Origin of the sequence: Halorubrum aethiopicum (assembly GCF_001542905.1) — an archaeon.
GTDB lineage: Archaea > Halobacteriota > Halobacteria > Halobacteriales > Haloferacaceae > Halorubrum > Halorubrum aethiopicum.
This window is the reverse complement of record NZ_LOAJ01000001.1, coordinates 2,898,823-2,914,194: the sequence shown is the minus strand read 5'-3', so window position 1 is coordinate 2,914,194 and position 15,372 is coordinate 2,898,823. Positions and strand designations below refer to the sequence as shown.

The 15,372-nt window shown below is 71.3% G+C and carries 13 protein-coding genes and 3 pseudogenes; 8 read left to right on the top strand and 8 right to left on the bottom strand.

Features of this window, described 5'->3' with window-relative positions:
• Positions 1-13: 13 nt before the first annotated feature.
• The 3 genes from dnaJ to tpiA form a co-directional block, all read right to left on the bottom strand.
• Positions 14-1,174 carry a molecular chaperone DnaJ gene (gene dnaJ, locus AXA68_RS13945; RefSeq protein ID WP_066417968.1) on the bottom strand — a complete coding sequence of 387 codons (1,161 nt, stop codon included), beginning with the start codon at positions 1,172-1,174 and terminating at the stop codon, positions 14-16.
• Between the two features lie 106 nt (positions 1,175-1,280).
• The gene (gene dnaK, locus AXA68_RS13940) at positions 1,281-3,206 is read right to left on the bottom strand and encodes a molecular chaperone DnaK (RefSeq protein WP_066417965.1); all 1,926 of its coding nucleotides are present in this window, start codon (positions 3,204-3,206) and stop codon (positions 1,281-1,283) included.
• Positions 3,207-3,421: 215 nt separating this feature from the next.
• Entirely contained in the window at positions 3,422-4,066 is a 645-nt protein-coding gene (gene tpiA, locus AXA68_RS13935) for a triose-phosphate isomerase (RefSeq protein WP_066417963.1), read from the bottom strand.
• Between the two features lie 183 nt (positions 4,067-4,249).
• Between tpiA and AXA68_RS13930 the strand changes: the two genes are divergently transcribed.
• Both AXA68_RS13930 and AXA68_RS13925 read left to right on the top strand, forming a co-directional pair.
• A complete protein-coding gene (locus tag AXA68_RS13930) occupies positions 4,250-5,068 on the top strand; it encodes a DICT sensory domain-containing protein (RefSeq protein ID WP_066417962.1) in 819 nt (272 codons plus the stop codon).
• On the top strand, positions 5,065-5,493 hold the full coding sequence (locus AXA68_RS13925) for a disulfide bond formation protein B (RefSeq protein ID WP_066417961.1): 429 nt from the start codon (positions 5,065-5,067) through the stop codon (positions 5,491-5,493). Before AXA68_RS13930 ends, AXA68_RS13925 begins: the two co-directional genes overlap by 4 nt.
• 51 nt (positions 5,494-5,544) lie before the next feature.
• On the opposite strand, the gene AXA68_RS13920 is transcribed toward AXA68_RS13925, so the two are convergent.
• On the bottom strand, positions 5,545-6,072 hold the full coding sequence (locus AXA68_RS13920) for a multiprotein bridging factor aMBF1 (RefSeq protein ID WP_066417960.1): 528 nt from the start codon (positions 6,070-6,072) through the stop codon (positions 5,545-5,547).
• A gap of 121 nt (positions 6,073-6,193) precedes the next feature.
• Here AXA68_RS13920 and AXA68_RS16545 point away from each other — a divergent pair.
• The 6 genes and pseudogenes from AXA68_RS16545 to AXA68_RS13895 all read left to right on the top strand — a co-directional run.
• Positions 6,194-6,292, top strand: a pseudogene (locus AXA68_RS16545) (aldo/keto reductase); the annotation flags it as partial.
• Positions 6,293-6,440: 148 nt separating this feature from the next.
• Entirely contained in the window at positions 6,441-7,190 is a 750-nt protein-coding gene (locus AXA68_RS13915) for a hypothetical protein (RefSeq protein WP_066417958.1), read from the top strand.
• A gap of 91 nt (positions 7,191-7,281) precedes the next feature.
• Complete coding sequence (locus tag AXA68_RS13910; protein ID WP_066417956.1) at positions 7,282-9,192, top strand: DEAD/DEAH box helicase; 1,911 nt, start codon at positions 7,282-7,284, stop codon at positions 9,190-9,192.
• 70 nt (positions 9,193-9,262) lie between these two features.
• On the top strand, positions 9,263-10,951 hold the full coding sequence (locus AXA68_RS13905; protein ID WP_066417954.1) for a thiamine pyrophosphate-binding protein: 1,689 nt from the start codon (positions 9,263-9,265) through the stop codon (positions 10,949-10,951).
• 103 nt (positions 10,952-11,054) lie between these two features.
• Positions 11,055-12,119: a Gfo/Idh/MocA family protein gene (locus AXA68_RS13900; RefSeq protein ID WP_066417953.1), complete on the top strand. Its 1,065-nt coding sequence runs from the start codon at positions 11,055-11,057 to the stop codon at positions 12,117-12,119.
• Positions 12,120-12,214: 95 nt separating this feature from the next.
• Complete coding sequence (locus tag AXA68_RS13895) at positions 12,215-13,423, top strand: DUF418 domain-containing protein (protein ID WP_066418643.1); 1,209 nt, start codon at positions 12,215-12,217, stop codon at positions 13,421-13,423.
• A gap of 4 nt (positions 13,424-13,427) precedes the next feature.
• Here AXA68_RS13895 and AXA68_RS13890 read toward each other — a convergent pair.
• The 4 genes and pseudogenes from AXA68_RS13890 to AXA68_RS17155 form a co-directional block, all read right to left on the bottom strand.
• Positions 13,428-14,152 (bottom strand): annotated as a pseudogene (locus tag AXA68_RS13890) (fumarylacetoacetate hydrolase family protein).
• Positions 14,153-14,200: 48 nt separating this feature from the next.
• A complete protein-coding gene (locus tag AXA68_RS13885) occupies positions 14,201-14,599 on the bottom strand; it encodes a hypothetical protein (protein WP_066417951.1) in 399 nt (132 codons plus the stop codon).
• The gene (locus AXA68_RS17160) at positions 14,599-14,922 is read right to left on the bottom strand and encodes a hypothetical protein (protein WP_066418637.1); all 324 of its coding nucleotides are present in this window, start codon (positions 14,920-14,922) and stop codon (positions 14,599-14,601) included. The genes AXA68_RS13885 and AXA68_RS17160 overlap by 1 nt, the downstream gene beginning before the upstream one ends.
• Before the next feature lie 87 nt (positions 14,923-15,009).
• Positions 15,010-15,285 (bottom strand): annotated as a pseudogene (locus AXA68_RS17155) (ubiquitin-like small modifier protein 1); the annotation flags it as partial.
• Positions 15,286-15,372: the final 87 nt, after the last annotated feature.

Sequence of the window (15,372 nt, the reverse complement as noted above, 5' to 3'; positions counted from 1 at the left end):
CGTTTTCGTCGTTTCAGAACGTGCTCTTCAGCTTCTCGAAGAAGCCGCCGCCGACGTCGATGTCCTCGCCGCCGGCCTCCGCGAACGCCTCCAGCGCCTCGCGCTGCTCCTCGTTGAGCGACTCGGGGACGACGACGGCGACCTGTACGTACAGGTCGCCGCGGCCGCGACGCCGGAGGTGGGGCATCCCCTTCCCCTTCAGCCGGAACGTCTCGCCGCTCTGGGTGCCCGCGGGCACGTCCATCTCGACGGTGCCGTCGACGGTCTCCACGTCGATGGTGTCGCCGAAGACCGCCTGCGGGAACGAGACCGCCTCGTTGACGCGGAGGTCGTCGCCGTCGCGCTCGAACCGGTCGCCGACGTCGACGTCGACCTCGATCAGGAGGTCGCCGTTCGGCCCGCCGTTCTCGCCGGGCGCGCCCTCCCGCTCCATCCGGAGGCTCTGGCCCGACTGGATCCCCGCGGGAACCTCGACGGTGAGGGTGGCCTCCTCGCGGACGATCCCGTCGCCGCCGCAGTCCGAACAGTCCTCGCTGTACACCTCGCCCGCGCCCTCACACCGCGGACAGGTGGAGGTCTGCTGGACGCGCCCGAGCGGCGTCTGCTGGACCTGTCGCACCTGTCCCTGCCCGTTACACTGCGGACAGGTGTTCACGTCGGCGTCGGGGGGATGTCCGTCGCCGCCGCAGGTGTCACACCGCGTGGGCCGCGTGATCGTGAACTGCTTTTCGGTCCCTTCGAAGGCCTCCTCGAGGTCGATCGTGAGGCCCGTCCGGAGGTCCTGACCCTGTCGCGGGCGATCGTCCCTGCGACCGCCGGCACCGCCCGGGCCGCCGCCACCGCCGAAGAACTGGTTGAAGATGTCCTCGAAGCCGCCGGGGCCGCCCATGCCGCCCATGCCGCCCGCGCCGCCGGGACCGCCCCCGCCGCCGGTCGCTCCCCGCTTGTCGGCCTCGGTGAACCGCTCGTGGCCGAGCTGGTCGTACTGGCGGCGTTTCTCCTCGTCGGTGAGCACCTCCTTCGCCTTCTGTATCTTCTTGAACCGCTCCTCGGCGTCGTCGTCGTCGCTGACGTCGGGGTGGTGTTTCGCGGCCTTCTTCCGGTACGCCTTCTTGATCTCGTCCTCGCTGGCGTCCCGGGAGACACCCAAGACGTCGTAGAAGTCCTCGCTCATGCGTTGCGTTGGTGATGTGGTCGTGGTTCGGTCGTGTTAAGCGGCGCGGCCGACCGCGACGGCGGGTCGGTCACGGCGAGCCGGTCGGGGTCGCGACGCGTCGACGCTACTCCTCGTTCTCGTCGTTCTCGTCGTCGACGTCCTCGAAGTCGGCGTCGACGTACTCGTCGCCGTCTGCGTCCTCGCCGCCCATGCCGCCCGGACCGGCGGCGCCGCCGGGGCCGCCCATGCCGCCCATGCCGCCCGGACCGGCACCGCCCGCGCCGCCGGGACCGGCCTGTGCGGCCTGTTGTTGATACATCTGCTTGCCGATCTCTTGGAGCTGCTCCGAGAGCGCCTCGGTGACCTCCTCGATCTCCTCGGTCTCGGCGTCGTCGTCCTCGAGCGTCTCCTCGACGTCCTCGATCGCCGCCTCGATGTCGGCGACGAGGTCGTCGTCGACCTCCTCCTCGTTCTCCTCGAGGAGGGTCTCCGCGCGCTGGATCGCCGTCTCGGCCTCGTTGCGCGCCTCGATGCGCTCGCGGCGCTTCTCGTCCTCCTCGGCGTGCTTCTCGGCCTCCTCTTGCATCTCCTCGATCTCCTCGTCGGAGAGGCCGACACCGCCCTCGATGGTGATCGATTCGGCGTTGCCGGAGCCCTGGTCCTCGGCCTCGACGTTGACGATGCCGTTCTCGTCGATGTTGAAGGAGACCTCGATCTGGGGGGTGCCGGCCGGCGCGGGCGGGATACCCGTGAGCTGGAACGCGCCGAGCAGCTCGTTCTCCTCGGCGATCTCGCGTTCGCCCTGGAAGACGCGGACGTTGACGGAGGTCTGGTTGTCCGCGGCCGTGGTGAACACCTTCGACTCCTCGGTCGGGATGGTGGTGTTCTTCTCGATGAGCCGCTCGAAGAGCCCGCCCTTCACCTCGATGCCGAGCGAGAGCGGCGTCACGTCGAGCAGCACGATGTCGTCGACGTCGCCGGAGAGCACGCCGCCCTGGACCGCCGCGCCGAGCGCGACCGCCTCGTCGGGGTTGACGTTCTTCTTCGGCTCCTGGCCGACGAGCTCCTCGACCTTCTCCTGGACCTGCGGCATCCGGGTGGAGCCGCCGACGAGGATGACCTCGTCGATGTCGCCCTTCTCGTAGCCGGCGTCGGCGAGCGCCTGCTCGGTCGGCTCGACCGTTCGGTCGAGGAGGTCCGTGGTGAGGCTCTCGAAGGTCGCCCGCGTGATCGACTGCTCGAGGTGGACCGGACCGCTGTCGGTCGCGGTGATGAAGGGGAGGTTGACCGTCGTCTCCTTCTTGTTCGATAGCTCGATCTTCGCCTCCTCGGCGGCGTCCTTCAGCCGCTGGAGCGCCTGCCGGTCCTCGCGGAGGTCGATGCCGTGGTCGTTCTCGAACTCCTCGGCGATGTGGTCGATGAGCGCCTCGTCCCAGTCGTCGCCGCCGAGGTCGTTGTCCCCGTTCGTGGCGACGACCTCGTAGACGCCGCCGCCCAGATCGAGGACCGACACGTCGAAGGTGCCGCCGCCGAGGTCGTACACGAGGACGGTCTGGTCGGACTCGTCGTCGAGCCCGTACGCCATGGAGGCGGCGGTCGGCTCGTTGACGATGCGCTCGACGTCGAAGCCGGCGATCTCGCCGGCGTCCTTCGTCGCCTGGCGCTGCTTGTCGTTGAAGTAGGCGGGGACCGTGATGACCGCCTTCTCGACGTCGTCGCCGAGGTACTCCTCGGCGTCGCGTTTGATCTTCTGGAGGATCATCGCCGAGATCTGCTCGGGGCTGTACTCGTCGTCCCCGACCTCGACGGTGTAGCCGTCCTCGCCCATGTGGCGTTTGATCGACTGGATCGTTCGGTCGGGGTTCTGGACGGCCTGGTTCTTCGCCGGCTTCCCGACGAGCCGCTCGCCGTCGTCGGAGAAGGCGACGACCGACGGGGTCGTCCGGTCGCCCTCCGCGTTCGCGATGATCTCGGGCTCGTCGCCCTCCATCACCGCGAACGCGGAGTTGGTGGTACCGAGGTCGATACCGAGGATCTTGTTGGTCGCCATCTTGCACGTGAATACCGGCTTGTGTCGGTTAAAGGTTACTAGACGGCCCGACATGCGGATCGAATCGATCCCGACGCAGTGTTGCGGTTTCCGCGATCGTGGTAGGCACTCACATCGGTGTCTTTATACTGACCCGCAAACCCAGTCGCCCGCCGTCGAGGGAGGGTCGGCGTTCGGTCGACGCCCCGCCGACGCCCCGCAGAATCGGACCCGACTCAGAGCCCCGAGACGAGGTCCTCGAGCACCGCCGCCGGGTCGTCCGCCTTGGCGACGCCCGAGGCGAGGAGGACGCCGGACGCGCCCAGCTCGCCCGCCGCGTCCACGTCGTCGCCGGTCGAGACGCCGGCCCCGCAGAACACGTCGACGTCGGGGTCGACGGCCTCGGCGGCCGCGACCGCGTCCTCGACGATGCCGGGGTCGGCCGTCGCGACGGAGACGTCGCCGCCGATGAGCTCCGGCGGCTCGACGGCGACCGCGTCGGGCGAGAGCGCCGCGGCCGCGCCGATCTGCGCCGGGTTGTTCGCACAGACGACCGTCTCCAGGTCGGCCCGCTCGGCCGCCTCGACGGAGCCGTCGATGTCGGCGAGCTTGAGACGATTCTCCGAGTGGTTGATCAGCGTCCCCTCGGCCCCGTTGTCGGCGACCGCCTCCGCCAGCGTCGACCCGGTGTGGGAGCCGTGTCCGTTCGGCGAGACGTGCTGGGCCCACGTCTCGACGCCCGTCTCCGCGACGCGGGCGAGGTCGGCCGCCTGCGGCGCGACGCCGATCCGCGCGCCCGACGCCTCGGCGACGTCACGGGCGGCGGTCGCGACCTCGATCGGATCACAGGGGTACGCCTTCAGGTTCACCAGGATGAACATACCCGGGGTAACGGACGGGGCCGCAAATACCTTCGTGGTCGGTCGAGTCTCTCGGAGTCGGGGGCTTCCGGAACGGGGGTTCACGGAGCCGGGGTCTCCCGGAACCGGGTCCTCCGGAGCAACACTCTTAACCCACGGGAGATACCGACACACCGACCCGCGTTTCGACGGGTCGGATATCGCATGTCGCTCATCGAGATCATCTCCGGGGTCGAGGCCCGCGAGGCCACGCTGACGGTGTTCGATCCGGACCCGAGCGTCGCCGAAACGCTCGCGGAGCACTTCGCCGACCGCAACCTCCGCGTGGTCGCCGAGCGCCCGGAGGAGGGTCCGACCGGCTACGCCGTCCTCTCCCGCGACGGCGAGTTCGTCACCGCGGCCGCCATCGACGACCTCCTCCCTCCCGCGGGCGACGACGGGGACCGTTCCGGGAGCGAGTCGGCCGAGGGGGAGTCAGCCGATGGCGAGTCGGCCGATGGCGAGTCGGCCGAGGGCGACGGGGAGACCCCTCCCCGGCGCGTCGGTCAGCCGATACTCGATCACCTCGACGGGACGCTCTTCACCTCCTACTCGCGCGCCGAGATGGTCGCCGCCTCCCGCGAGATCGAGGACCGCGCCTGGCGCGTCGGCGGCGGCGAGCTCCACGCCGGGTTCCAGACGCTCGACGTCCTCACCGGCGAGGCGAACACGTACGACCGGCTCGCCGGCAAGGAGCGCCTCGACGTCCACGCGTACGCGGCCGCCGAGGGAGACGCGCCCGAGACCGACCAGTACGAGGTCCACATCGGCCGCACCGCGGAGATCCGCGAGACGTGGTTCGTCGCCTACGACGGCGGCGGCTTCGACGGCGCGAAGTGCGTGCTGCTCGCCGAGGAGCGCGAACCCGGCCGGTTCTACGGCTTCTGGAGCTACGATCCCGACACCGTCGACCGGATCATCGACTACCTGACCGACAGGTACTGGGAGTCGGAACCCCCCGACGAGGACGACGCGACGGCATGACGGCCGCGTCGTTCCGTCCCGATCGCGCGACCGCGTGGCTGTCGACCGCGACCCTCGTCGCGGCGGTCGCGACGGCCGGGAGTCTCCGGTTCAGTCTCGGTCTCGGCCTCGAGCCGTGTACGCTCTGTTGGTACCAGCGTATCCTGATGTACCCGCTCGTCGTGGTCCTCGGCGTCGCGACCCTCGAAAAGCGGACGGCCGTCCGGCGGACCGCCCTCCCGCTCGTGATCCCCGGGCTGTGTCTCGCCGGCTACCACTCCTTCCTCCAGGCCACAACGGGACGCTGTACGTTCGGGGGACCGTGCGCGGCCGTCCAGTGGCGGGACCCGGTCGTCGGGCTCACCATCCCGAACCTCTCGCTCGTCGCGTTCGGCCTGATCGCGGTCCTCCTCGTCGGAATGTGGGTACACGTCGAGGAAGAATGACGGCGAGGCGGTCCGGCCGACTCGGTGCCGGCGGCGGGTCGCGTTCGGGCGTCAGTCCTTCCGTTTGACCACGTCGCCGAGCGTCATCGTGCCGGCGTCGTTCGACTCCCAGTCGGCGTCGACGTCCTCGCCCTCGACGAGCGAGACGTCGAGCGCGCGCTCGAGCTTCCGCTGGATCTCGTCGGTGGGGAGGGTGTCGCCGCGCTCGAGCTTCCGGATCAGGCTCGCCTTCTCGTTGAGGTCGTCCGCCAGCTCCTCCTGGCTCAACCCCTTCGCCTCCCGAGCGTTGCGGATCCGGTCGTCGTAGTCGGTGGCGATCTCCTCCATGTCGTCGAACATGTCGCGGCGACGCCGCGAGCCGCCGGACCCGCTAGACCCGCCGGAACCGCTCGAGGAGGACGAGGAGGGCGTTCCCGAGCTGGAGCTCGTCGAGTACTTGCTCCCCGTCGAGCCGCTCGGCTCCTCGCGGACCTCCGTGCCGAAGTCCGTACAGGAGCTGCAGAGCTCCAACTCCGCGCCTTCGACCTTCGTCGTCGTCAGGGAGGTCTGCTCGGAACCACACATTTCACACTGGGGCATACGCGACGGTAACGCGGCCGGTCGTATAAAGGGTACGCCGCGGTGGCCCGGCGATCCCGGCCCGGATCCGGCGGTGACGACCCGCCACGGGACTTATGCCGCGGGCGAGGGGACCGTGCGTATGGAGTACACCACGCTCGGGAACACGGGGACGACCGTGAGCCGCCTCTGTCTCGGCTGTATGAGCTTCGGGAGCGGCCACGACTGGATGCTCGACGAGCCGGTTCGCGTCTCCGGCCACGAGTGAGCACCCGGTCTCGAGTCCGGGTACGAGCGGCGGCCGCCCGACTCCCCTTCGTCTCCCGTCCGTTCCCCGCGATCGTGGGTCGCCGTAACACACTTAAGGGGACGCTCTATATCCACACGCAGTGGCATCCCGACAGGGCGGGTCGGGGGCCGAGGAGGTCCCCCGTCCCGGATCGACGGAGCGTCGGACCGCACCGCACGCGGCGTCACCCGAGGCCGACGGACGCCGCGCGTCGACCGCGCGACCCGGATCGCCCGACACCGCGGCGGCTCGAGGGCGATCGACCGCCCCCAGAGGCCGGCCGCCCGGCCCCGACCGCGGGCGGTCGGTCCCCCCGCGGAGCCGAACTCCGGAGGACCCTCCCCTCCGCGACCCCGGTTTGTACGCGCTCACGAACCACTTCCACGAGCGGCTCGAACAGCCCGGCCGGTACGTCTCCACGCGGACCGTGACCGAGGCGATCCGGCGGGGACAGCTGCGCTGGAACCGGACCGACGGGTGGCGGTTCGCGCTCGTCGACGGCGGGATCCGGTTCGTCGTCGTCGTGAGCGACACCGAGACCGACTCCCCGGTCGTCGTCACCGGCTGGACCGAGGTCGCGGACCGCGAGGCGGCGCTGGAGGCGGGCCGGTTCGACCCGGTCGACGTCGACACCATCGGCCTCCGGGCCGCGTTGAGCGAGACGCCGGAGACCACGATCCCCGACCGAATCCGGCCGCGTGCGGTCACCCGACCGTTCGTCGTCGGCGGTCACCGGCTGGAGACCGACCCCGGCGAGCCGTTCGTCCGCTGCGTCGAGTGCGGCTGTCGGTTCCGGTCGAAGGAGGCGATCACCTCGCGGCGCTGTCGCGGTCCGTCGGCCGGGCGGTAGGAGTCGGCAGCCGGTCACGGAGCCCGGCGGGTTTCCGTCCCGGTCGAGCGCGGACGCTACCCATTTCCGCGTCGCGGTCGAACCGGGAGTGATGACCGACGACACCGGCGACCCCGCCGCCGGCGACGACGACTCCGCGGTCGAGACCGAACCCGTCTCCGACGACTCCACCGCTCCCGACGACGGCCCGACCGACGTCCCGCTCGACCGCTTTCACGAGGCGCTCGAGGCCGAGGAGCGCCCCGTCGCGACCGCCAGCGAGGTCGCGCGTCGGCTGGGCACGACGCAGGCCGCCGCCCGCGACGCGCTCGCCGACCTCGTCGATCGCGGGGACGTGGACCGGCTCGACGTCGAGAGCGACCCCGTCGTCTTCTACCCGAGCGACTGGGGTGCGTTGGCGTCCCGCGAGCGCGTGGTCGCCTTCCCGAGCCGCCGGGAGATCGTCGTCGACCGGCCGACGCAGTTCACGCGGGCGCGGCTCTCGCAGTTCGCCTACCTCGTCGACACCACGGGGACCGAGCCCGGCACGCGGGGCTACCTCTACCGGATCCGCCAGGAGGACGTGTGGGCCGCGCCGTTCGCGGACGCGGACGCGCTGATCGCGAGCCTGCGCGCCGTCCTCCCGCGACGCGCCGACCACCTCGAGGAGTGGATCCGCGACCAGTGGCGGCGCGCACACCGTTTCCGGCTGTACACCCACGAGGACGGCTACGTCGTCCTCGAGGCGGCCAACGAGAGCCTCCTTGGCAACGTCGCCGAGAGCCACCTCGAGGACGGCCAGCTCCGCGCGCCCATCTCCGAGACGGAGGCGTGGGTGAACGAGGACGCCGTCGCGGGCGTCAAACGCGCGCTGTACGACGCGGGCTACCCCGTCGAGGACGACCGCGACCTGGAGACGGGCGATCCCGTCGAGATCGACCTCACGACCGACCTCCGCGACTACCAGGAGACGTGGGTCGAGACCTTCCTCGAGTCGCGCTCGGGGGTGTACGTCGGCCCGCCCGGGTCGGGCAAGACGGTCGCCGCCATCGCGACGATCGCGGCCGTCGGCGGCGAGACGCTGATCTTGGTCCCCTCCCGCGAGCTCGCCGAGCAGTGGCGCGAGGAGCTGCTGGCGCACTCGACGGTCGACCCCGCCGACGTGGGGCTGTACCACGGCGGGACGAAGGAGATCCGGCCGGTCACGATCGCGACCTACCAGATCGCGGGGATGGATCGCCACCGATCCCTGTTCGACTCCCGCGAGTGGGGGCTGATCTGCTTCGACGAGGCGCACCACGTCACCGCGCCCGTCTACTCTCGAACCGCCGAGCTCCAGAGCAAACACCGGCTCGGGCTGTCGGCGACGCCGGTCCGCGAGACGGGGAGCGAGGAGGAGATCTACACCCTGATCGGCCAGCCGATCGGGGCGGACTGGGACGCGCTGTTCGAGGCGGGGTTCGTCCAGGAGCCGGAAGTCGAGATCCGGTACGTCCCGTGGCGCGAGGAGCGGGCCAGAAACGAGTACGCCAGCGCCGACGGGCGGGAACGCCGCCGGCTCGCCGCCGAGAACCCCGCGAAGGTCGCGGAGGTCCGCTACCTGCTCGCGGCCCACCGCGGGAAGAAGGCGCTCGTGTTCGTCGAGTACCTCGACCACGGCGAGGCGATCGCCGACGCGATCGGCGCGCCCTTCGTCAGCGGGGAGACGCCGCACCGCGACCGCGCCGAGCTGTTCCGGCGGTTCCGCGAGGAGGACGACGACCTCGACGCCCTCGTCGTCTCGCGGGTCGGCGACGAGGGGATCGACCTCCCGAACGCGGAGCTGGCGGTCGTCGCGAGCGGGCTCGGCGGCTCCCGTCGTCAGGGCTCACAGCGCGCCGGGCGGACGATGCGGCCCGCGGGGTCGGCGCTCGTGTACGTGCTCGCGACCCGCGGGACGAGCGAGGAGGAGTTCGCACAGCGGCAGATGCGTCACCTCGCGCGCAAGGGCGTCCGGGTGCGCGAGACGAACGTCGCGGAGTGAGCGGACACAACGGTCGCGGAGTGAGCGGACACAGCGAAGCTTTCAATTCCCGACCGGGTGACGTCGTCGTATGGACTCGACAGACGGCTCCGAGAAAACGGTCGGCGAGGCGGTCGTGGACTGCCTGCTCGACCGCGGGATCGACACGGCGTTCGGCATCCCCGGCAAGCAGACGCTCCCGCTCAATCGAGGATTCGCCGACCGCGACGCGCGGTTCGTCGTGGCGCGACACGAGACCGCGGTCACCCACCAGGCGTGGGGGTACGCGGAGACGGCCGAGCCGGGGACGATGGCCGCGACCGTGGTCGTGCCCGGGCCGGGCGACATGAACGCGATGAACGGGCTGAAGAACGCCAAAAACGACAACGTCCCGCTGCTCCACCTCGCCGTCGAGACCGAACGCGACGTGCGCGGCGGCGACGGGATCCACGAGACGCCCCCGGAGACGTACGACACGGTGGTGAAGGAGAACGTCCTCGTCGAGTCGCCGGCGGGCGCGGTCGCGGCCGTCGCCGACGCGATCCGGGTCGCCCGCGAGGCCCCGCAGGGACCGGTGCGGGTCGGGATCCCGAAGGACGTCCTCGCGAGCCGGACGCCGCAGGCGACGCCGCCGGAGGTCGAGCCGGCGGAGCCCCCCGCGCCCTCGGCGTCGGTGGTCGCGGCGGCCGCGGACCGCCTCGGCGACGCCGACGCGCCGGTGGTGATCGCGGGCGGCGGGGTCCGCCGCGCCGGCGCGACGGATCGACTACGGGCGGTCGCGGAGGCGCTCGACGCGCCGGTCGTCGGGACCTACAAGGGGAAGGGCGTGCTCCCGGAGACGCACCCGCTCTCGGCGGGCGTGCTCTGTGGCGGCACGAGCACGGAGCTTCGCGACCTGCTCGCCGAGGCCGACGCGGGGCTCGTCGTCGGCTCGGACCTCGACGCGGTCTCGACCGGCAAGTGGTCGGTGCCGATGCCTGAGTCCCTCGTCCACGTCACGCTCGACGGCGACGACATCGGATTCGGCTACGAGGCCGACCTCGGCGTCGTCGCCGACGCGGACCGGTTCCTCGGGGCGCTCGCCGACCGGCTTGAGCCCGCCGAGTCCGGGGACTCCGGGACGTCGGGCGCGGCCCGCGCGGCGGCGGTCCGCGAGGCGGACCGCGGCCGGTTCGACGCGGTCGCGGCCGCCCGCGACGCCGACGCCCCGCTCCGGTCGGTCGAGGTGCTCCGCGAGGTCCGCGAGGTGCTCCCCGAGGAGACGGTCGTGACCGCCGACGCGGGCGGGTTCCGGCTGTGGACGCTGGTCTCCTTCCCGGCGGCCGGCCCCGAGTCGTACGTCAACCCCGGCTCGTGGGCGACGATGGGCACCGGGCTCCCGTCGGCGATGGGCGCGAAGCTCGCGAACCCCGACGACGACGTGGTCGCGTTGACCGGCGACGGGGGGCTCATGATGTGCGTTCACGAGCTCCACACGCTGGCGTCCGAGGACATCGACGTCACCGTGGTCGCGTTGAACAACGACGACTACGCGATCATCAGCGAGGAGGCCGAGCGGACCTATGACTTCCCCGCACAGGCGTACGGCTGGGTCGACACCGGGCTCGACATCGCGTCGATCGCCGCCGGCATGGGCGTGCGCGCCGAGCGCGTGAGCGACCTCGACGCCGTCGGCGACGCCGTCGACGACGCGCGCGCTCACGACGGGCCGGCGCTCGTCGAGGTCGTCACCGACCCGGACGAGCCGCAGGCCAGCGAGTGGATGACTCGAGAGCGGTAGCCCCTCGAAACCGCGAGCGACGGGACGGTCCATCGAGCGGCGGTGAGGCCCTCATTTCGCGCGGAGCGTGAGTCTTAACAACACCCGTTGTGAATTCCGGGACATGACCAGCGCCAACGACGTCCCCGTCGGGATCGTCGGCCTCGGCGGGATCGGCACCCACCACGCGAGACAGTTCCTCGAGCGGGGTGCGAACCTCGTCGGCGGCATGGACATCGACGCCGACGCGCGAAGCCGCTTTCACGAGGAGTTCGGCCTCCACGCCTACGAGGAGGCCGAGGCCCTCTACGACGACTGCGAGGCCGTCCTGATCACCACGCCGAACCGGTTCCACGAGGAGTACGCGACGGAGGCGCTGGCGGCGGGCCTCGACGTGCTCTTGGAGAAGCCGCTGGCACACACCCTCGAGAGCGCGGAGCGCATCGCCGACGCGGCGGCCGACGCGGAGGGGTTCTGTATGGTCGGGTTCAACAACCGCTTCCGCCACCCGGTCCGGGTCATCAAACACTACCAGGACGAGGGGCGGTTCGGCGAGACGAACCACGTCGAGGCGAACTACGTCCGGCGTCGCGGCGTTCCCGGCCGCGGCTCCTGGTTCACCTCGAAGGCGGTCGCCGGCGGGGGGGCGCTCATCGACATCGGCGTCCACGCCATCGACCTGGCGCTGTACTTCCTCGATCACCCCGAGATCGTCGAGGTCAGCGGCGAGACGCGCTCGGAGTTCGGCGGCCGCGAGGACTACGCCTACATCGACACGTGGGGCGAGGACGAGGGCCCGGAGGGGTTCGACGTCGACGACTCCGCCTCGGCGTTCATCCGGGGGGCCGACGGCAGCACGGTCTCGCTGGAGGTCGCGTGGGCGACGAACCGCCCGGCGACCGACGAGTTCGTGATCCGGGGCACGGAGGCGGGCGCGACGTTCGACCGCGGCCGCGACGAGCTCACGCTCCACGAGGCGAGCGTCGGCGGCGGCCACCACCTCTCGGACACGGAGATAGAGACCCGCGACGACAACAGCCACGGGGCCGAACAGGACGTCTTCCTCGAGGCCGTCGCGGCGGGCGAGCCCCCCGCGATCAACACCGTCGAGGAGGGGTTGGCCGTCCAGCGCGTGATCGACGCGCTCTACCGCTCCTCGGAGACCGGCCGCGCGGTCCGGTTGGAGTAGACCGCAGAGCGGGTTCGGCCTCCGGCCGGATCACGGTCCCGTTTCGCTCCGGATCACGAACCTATTCGTCGCTGTAGTCCGTGGACTCGCGTATCGTGAGCGATTCGCCCGGACCCACCCCGCCCTCCGAACGCATCGTCAGCCTCGACGCGCTCCGCGGCGTGGCCGTCCTCGGCATCCTCGTGATCAACGTCCGGGTGTTCTCGATGCCCGAGACGACGCTCCTCAACCCCACCGTCTTCGGCGACTTCTCCGGCGTGAACTACTGGGCGTGGCTCGTCGGGCACGTCCTCGCCGAACAGAAGTTCATCACGATCTTCTCGGCGCTGTTCGGGGCGGGGATCGTCCTCTTCATCGAGAGCAAGGAGCGGAAGGGCCAACCGGCGATGAAGCTCCACTACCGGCGGACGATCTGGCTGATCGTCATCGGGCTGGCGCACGCGTACCTGCTCTGGTACGGCGACATCCTCGTCGCCTACGGCTTCTGCGGGCTGGCGCTCGTCTTCGCACACGACTGGGAGCCGCGGGCGCTCGCCGGGCTGGCGGCCGTCTTCCTCCTCGTCACGCCCCTGTTGGAGGTGTTCGCGGGCCTCACCGTCGGCGGCGAGGCGATCGCGAGCCAGTGGCAACCGGCGGAATCGATCCTCCGCGCGGAGGTCGAGACCTACCGGAGCGGCTGGATCGCCCAGCTCGATCACCGCGTTCCCACCGCCTTCGAGCGCCAGACCGTCGGCTTCCTCGGCGGGACGTTCTGGCGCGTCGGCGGGACCGTCCTGCTCGGGATGGCGCTGTACAAGTGGGGCGTGTTCACCGGCGAGCGCTCCTCGGCGTTCTACCGGCGGCTCGTCGCGGGCGGGCTCGTCGGCGTCGGCGTCGTCCTCGCGGGCGTCTGGTACGTCGAGGCCAACGACTGGAGCGCGGGCGCGGCGCTGTTCTGGCGGCAGTTCAACTACGTCGGGAGCCTCCTCGTCGCCGGCGGCTACGTCGGGCTCGTCACACTCTACGCCCGGTGGCGGCCGGACGGCCCCGCGACCCACGCGTTCGCGGCCGTCGGCCGGACCGCGTTCACGAACTATCTGCTCCAGACGGTCGTCGCGACCACCGTCTTCTACGGCCACGGGCTCGGGCTGTTCGGCTCGGTGAGCCGGATCGAGGCGCTGGGGATGGTCGTCGCCTTCTGGGCGATACAGGTGCCGCTGTCGGTGCTGTGGCTCCGGCGGTACCGGTTCGGCCCCGTCGAGTGGCTCTGGCGGACGCTCACCTACGGCGAGCGCCAGCCGATGCGGACCCCGGGATCGGAGTGAGCCGCTACTCTCCGTCTCCCGCCACGACCCGGTTCGAGAGCGTCCCGACGCCCTCGTAGGTGATCTCCACGCGCTCGCCCGGCTCGACGAGTCCGGGGTTCGCGGGGCTTCCGAACGCGACGCAGTCGCCCGGCCTGAGGGTGAACCGCCGGGAGAGGAACGAGACGACCTCGTCGGGCGAAAACAGCATGAGGTCCGTGTTCGCCTCCTGCCGGCGCTCGCCGCCGACCGTCGTCGACATCTCCACCCCCGCGGGGTCGACGTCGGTCTCGATCCAGGGTCCGAGCGGGCCGGAGCCGTCGAACGCCTTCCGCGCGGTCCGTCCCCCTGATCGAGCGCGTCGAGGTCGTTCATGACCGTGTAGCCGCGGACCGCGTCGGGCACGTCCCCGGGCGCGAGGTCGCGACAGCGCTCGTCGATCACGGCCACGAGCTCGCCGGCGTACGTCAGCTCGTCGGTCCACTCGGGGTACCGGACCGGCTGCCCGTGTGCGAGGAGGCTCGTCGGCGGCTTGATGAAGAAGTCCGGCTCCTCCGGCCGCTCGTACTCCATCTGTTCCAGCGTCTCCGCGTAGTTGCGGCCGACGCAGTAGAGCGCGCTGGGCTCGCACGGCGGGAGGAGGCGTCCGTCGCGGCCGACCTCGTACCGGCCGTCGTCGGCGACGACGGCTCCGTCCTCGTATCGGCCGGCGACCGGTCCCTCGGGCGTCAGCAGGCGGGCGAGTCGCATGCGGGTTCCTCTCTCGCGACCGAGAAAGGTCCGTCGGTACGGGCGGTCTCACTCCCCGCTCGCGTCGACGCCGATCACGACCGCCGACCGGATCTCGAGGGCGGTCTCGAACTCCCCGCGGCGGCCGGTGGTCGACCCCCAGCGCTCGACCGCGGTCTCGTGTGCGCGGGCGACCGCGTCGCGCTCGCGGTCGGCGAGGTCGAGCCGCCTCCCGATCGCCTCCCAGTGGTCGGGCTCGACGAGGAACGTCTCCCGGTCCGGCGCGGCCTCGATCCGCTCGTACCGGCGGCGGTACTCGTCGAGTCGCGGGGCGAGGTCGGCCTGAACGCAGGCGAGAAGCGCCGGGAGCCGGTCGGCCGGGACGCTCGCGAGCGCCGCGGTCTTCAGGAGCGCGGTCCCGTCGATCGGGTGGCTGGCCGCTCCCTCCCCGTCGGATCCCGCGCCCATCAGCCCCCCGCGCGCATCGCCTTCCGTTTGAACCTCGGGAGGAGCTCCTCGAGGACCGCCTCCTCGCCCGCGAACGACACGGTCACCTCGGTGAGCGTGATCGACGCGGCCGCGGTCACCTCCGCCGCGGCGAGGCTCGCCCGCCAGCCGTCGCCGTCGACGCGGGTCGCCTCCGCGGGATCGTCGGTCCCGACGAGGTCGCCGCCCAGGTTCCGGAGGTAGTGAGCGGCGAGCCGTCGCGAGATACCCCGGTAGGCGACCTCGCGGCGGACCCATCCGGGTTCGGCGGGCGGGTCGGTCGCGGGTTCGTCGGAGTCGACCACGTCGCCACCGCCGCCGTCCTCGTTTCTGTCGGCGGGCCCGCCCCCCGCGTCGGCAGCGTCGGCGGCCCCGCTCCCCGCGTCCGTCGTCCCGCCGGCGACGGGCGGGAAGACGGAGAGGCGGTCGCCGTCGGCGAGATCGGTGTCGAGCCCCCGGAGGTGTAACACCTCGCGACCGTTCTTCAACACGTTGATCTGGGGGGCCAACTCGCCGTCGATGATCAGCCGGCCGTCCATCCCGTCGTACTCCGCCTCCAGGGCGCGAAGCACGTCCCCGACGTCGGAGCCGTCCTCGAACTCGCGGACGACGGTCTTCCCCCCGGCGGCCTCCCGAAACGTCGCGAAGAACCGCAGCTCCAGTTCCATGTCGATCCGGTCGGTCCGCGGCGGCTTAAAAACGGGCGTCGCCGGCGGTACTGGCGGGTGCCGCCGTGGCTCTCGGCGGTCGGAAGG

Bases quoted from the DNA above. Each gene is read 5' to 3' on its own strand.
- dnaJ (WP_066417968.1), bottom strand. From the start codon at position 1,174: ATGAGCGAGGACTTCTACGACGTCTTGGGTGTCTCCCGGGACGCCAGC.
- AXA68_RS13925 (WP_066417961.1), top strand. From the start codon at position 5,065: ATGACGGCCGCGTCGTTCCGTCCCGATCGCGCGACCGCGTGGCTGTCG.
- dnaK (WP_066417965.1), bottom strand. From the start codon at position 3,206: ATGGCGACCAACAAGATCCTCGGTATCGACCTCGGTACCACCAACTCC.
- AXA68_RS13885 (WP_066417951.1), bottom strand. From the start codon at position 14,599: ATGGGCGCGGGATCCGACGGGGAGGGAGCGGCCAGCCACCCGATCGAC.
- tpiA (WP_066417963.1), bottom strand. From the start codon at position 4,066: ATGTTCATCCTGGTGAACCTGAAGGCGTACCCCTGTGATCCGATCGAG.
- AXA68_RS13900 (WP_066417953.1), top strand. From the start codon at position 11,055: ATGACCAGCGCCAACGACGTCCCCGTCGGGATCGTCGGCCTCGGCGGG.
- AXA68_RS13910 (WP_066417956.1), top strand. From the start codon at position 7,282: ATGACCGACGACACCGGCGACCCCGCCGCCGGCGACGACGACTCCGCG.
- AXA68_RS13920 (WP_066417960.1), bottom strand. From the start codon at position 6,072: ATGCCCCAGTGTGAAATGTGTGGTTCCGAGCAGACCTCCCTGACGACG.
- AXA68_RS13930 (WP_066417962.1), top strand. From the start codon at position 4,250: ATGTCGCTCATCGAGATCATCTCCGGGGTCGAGGCCCGCGAGGCCACG.
- AXA68_RS13905 (WP_066417954.1), top strand. From the start codon at position 9,263: ATGGACTCGACAGACGGCTCCGAGAAAACGGTCGGCGAGGCGGTCGTG.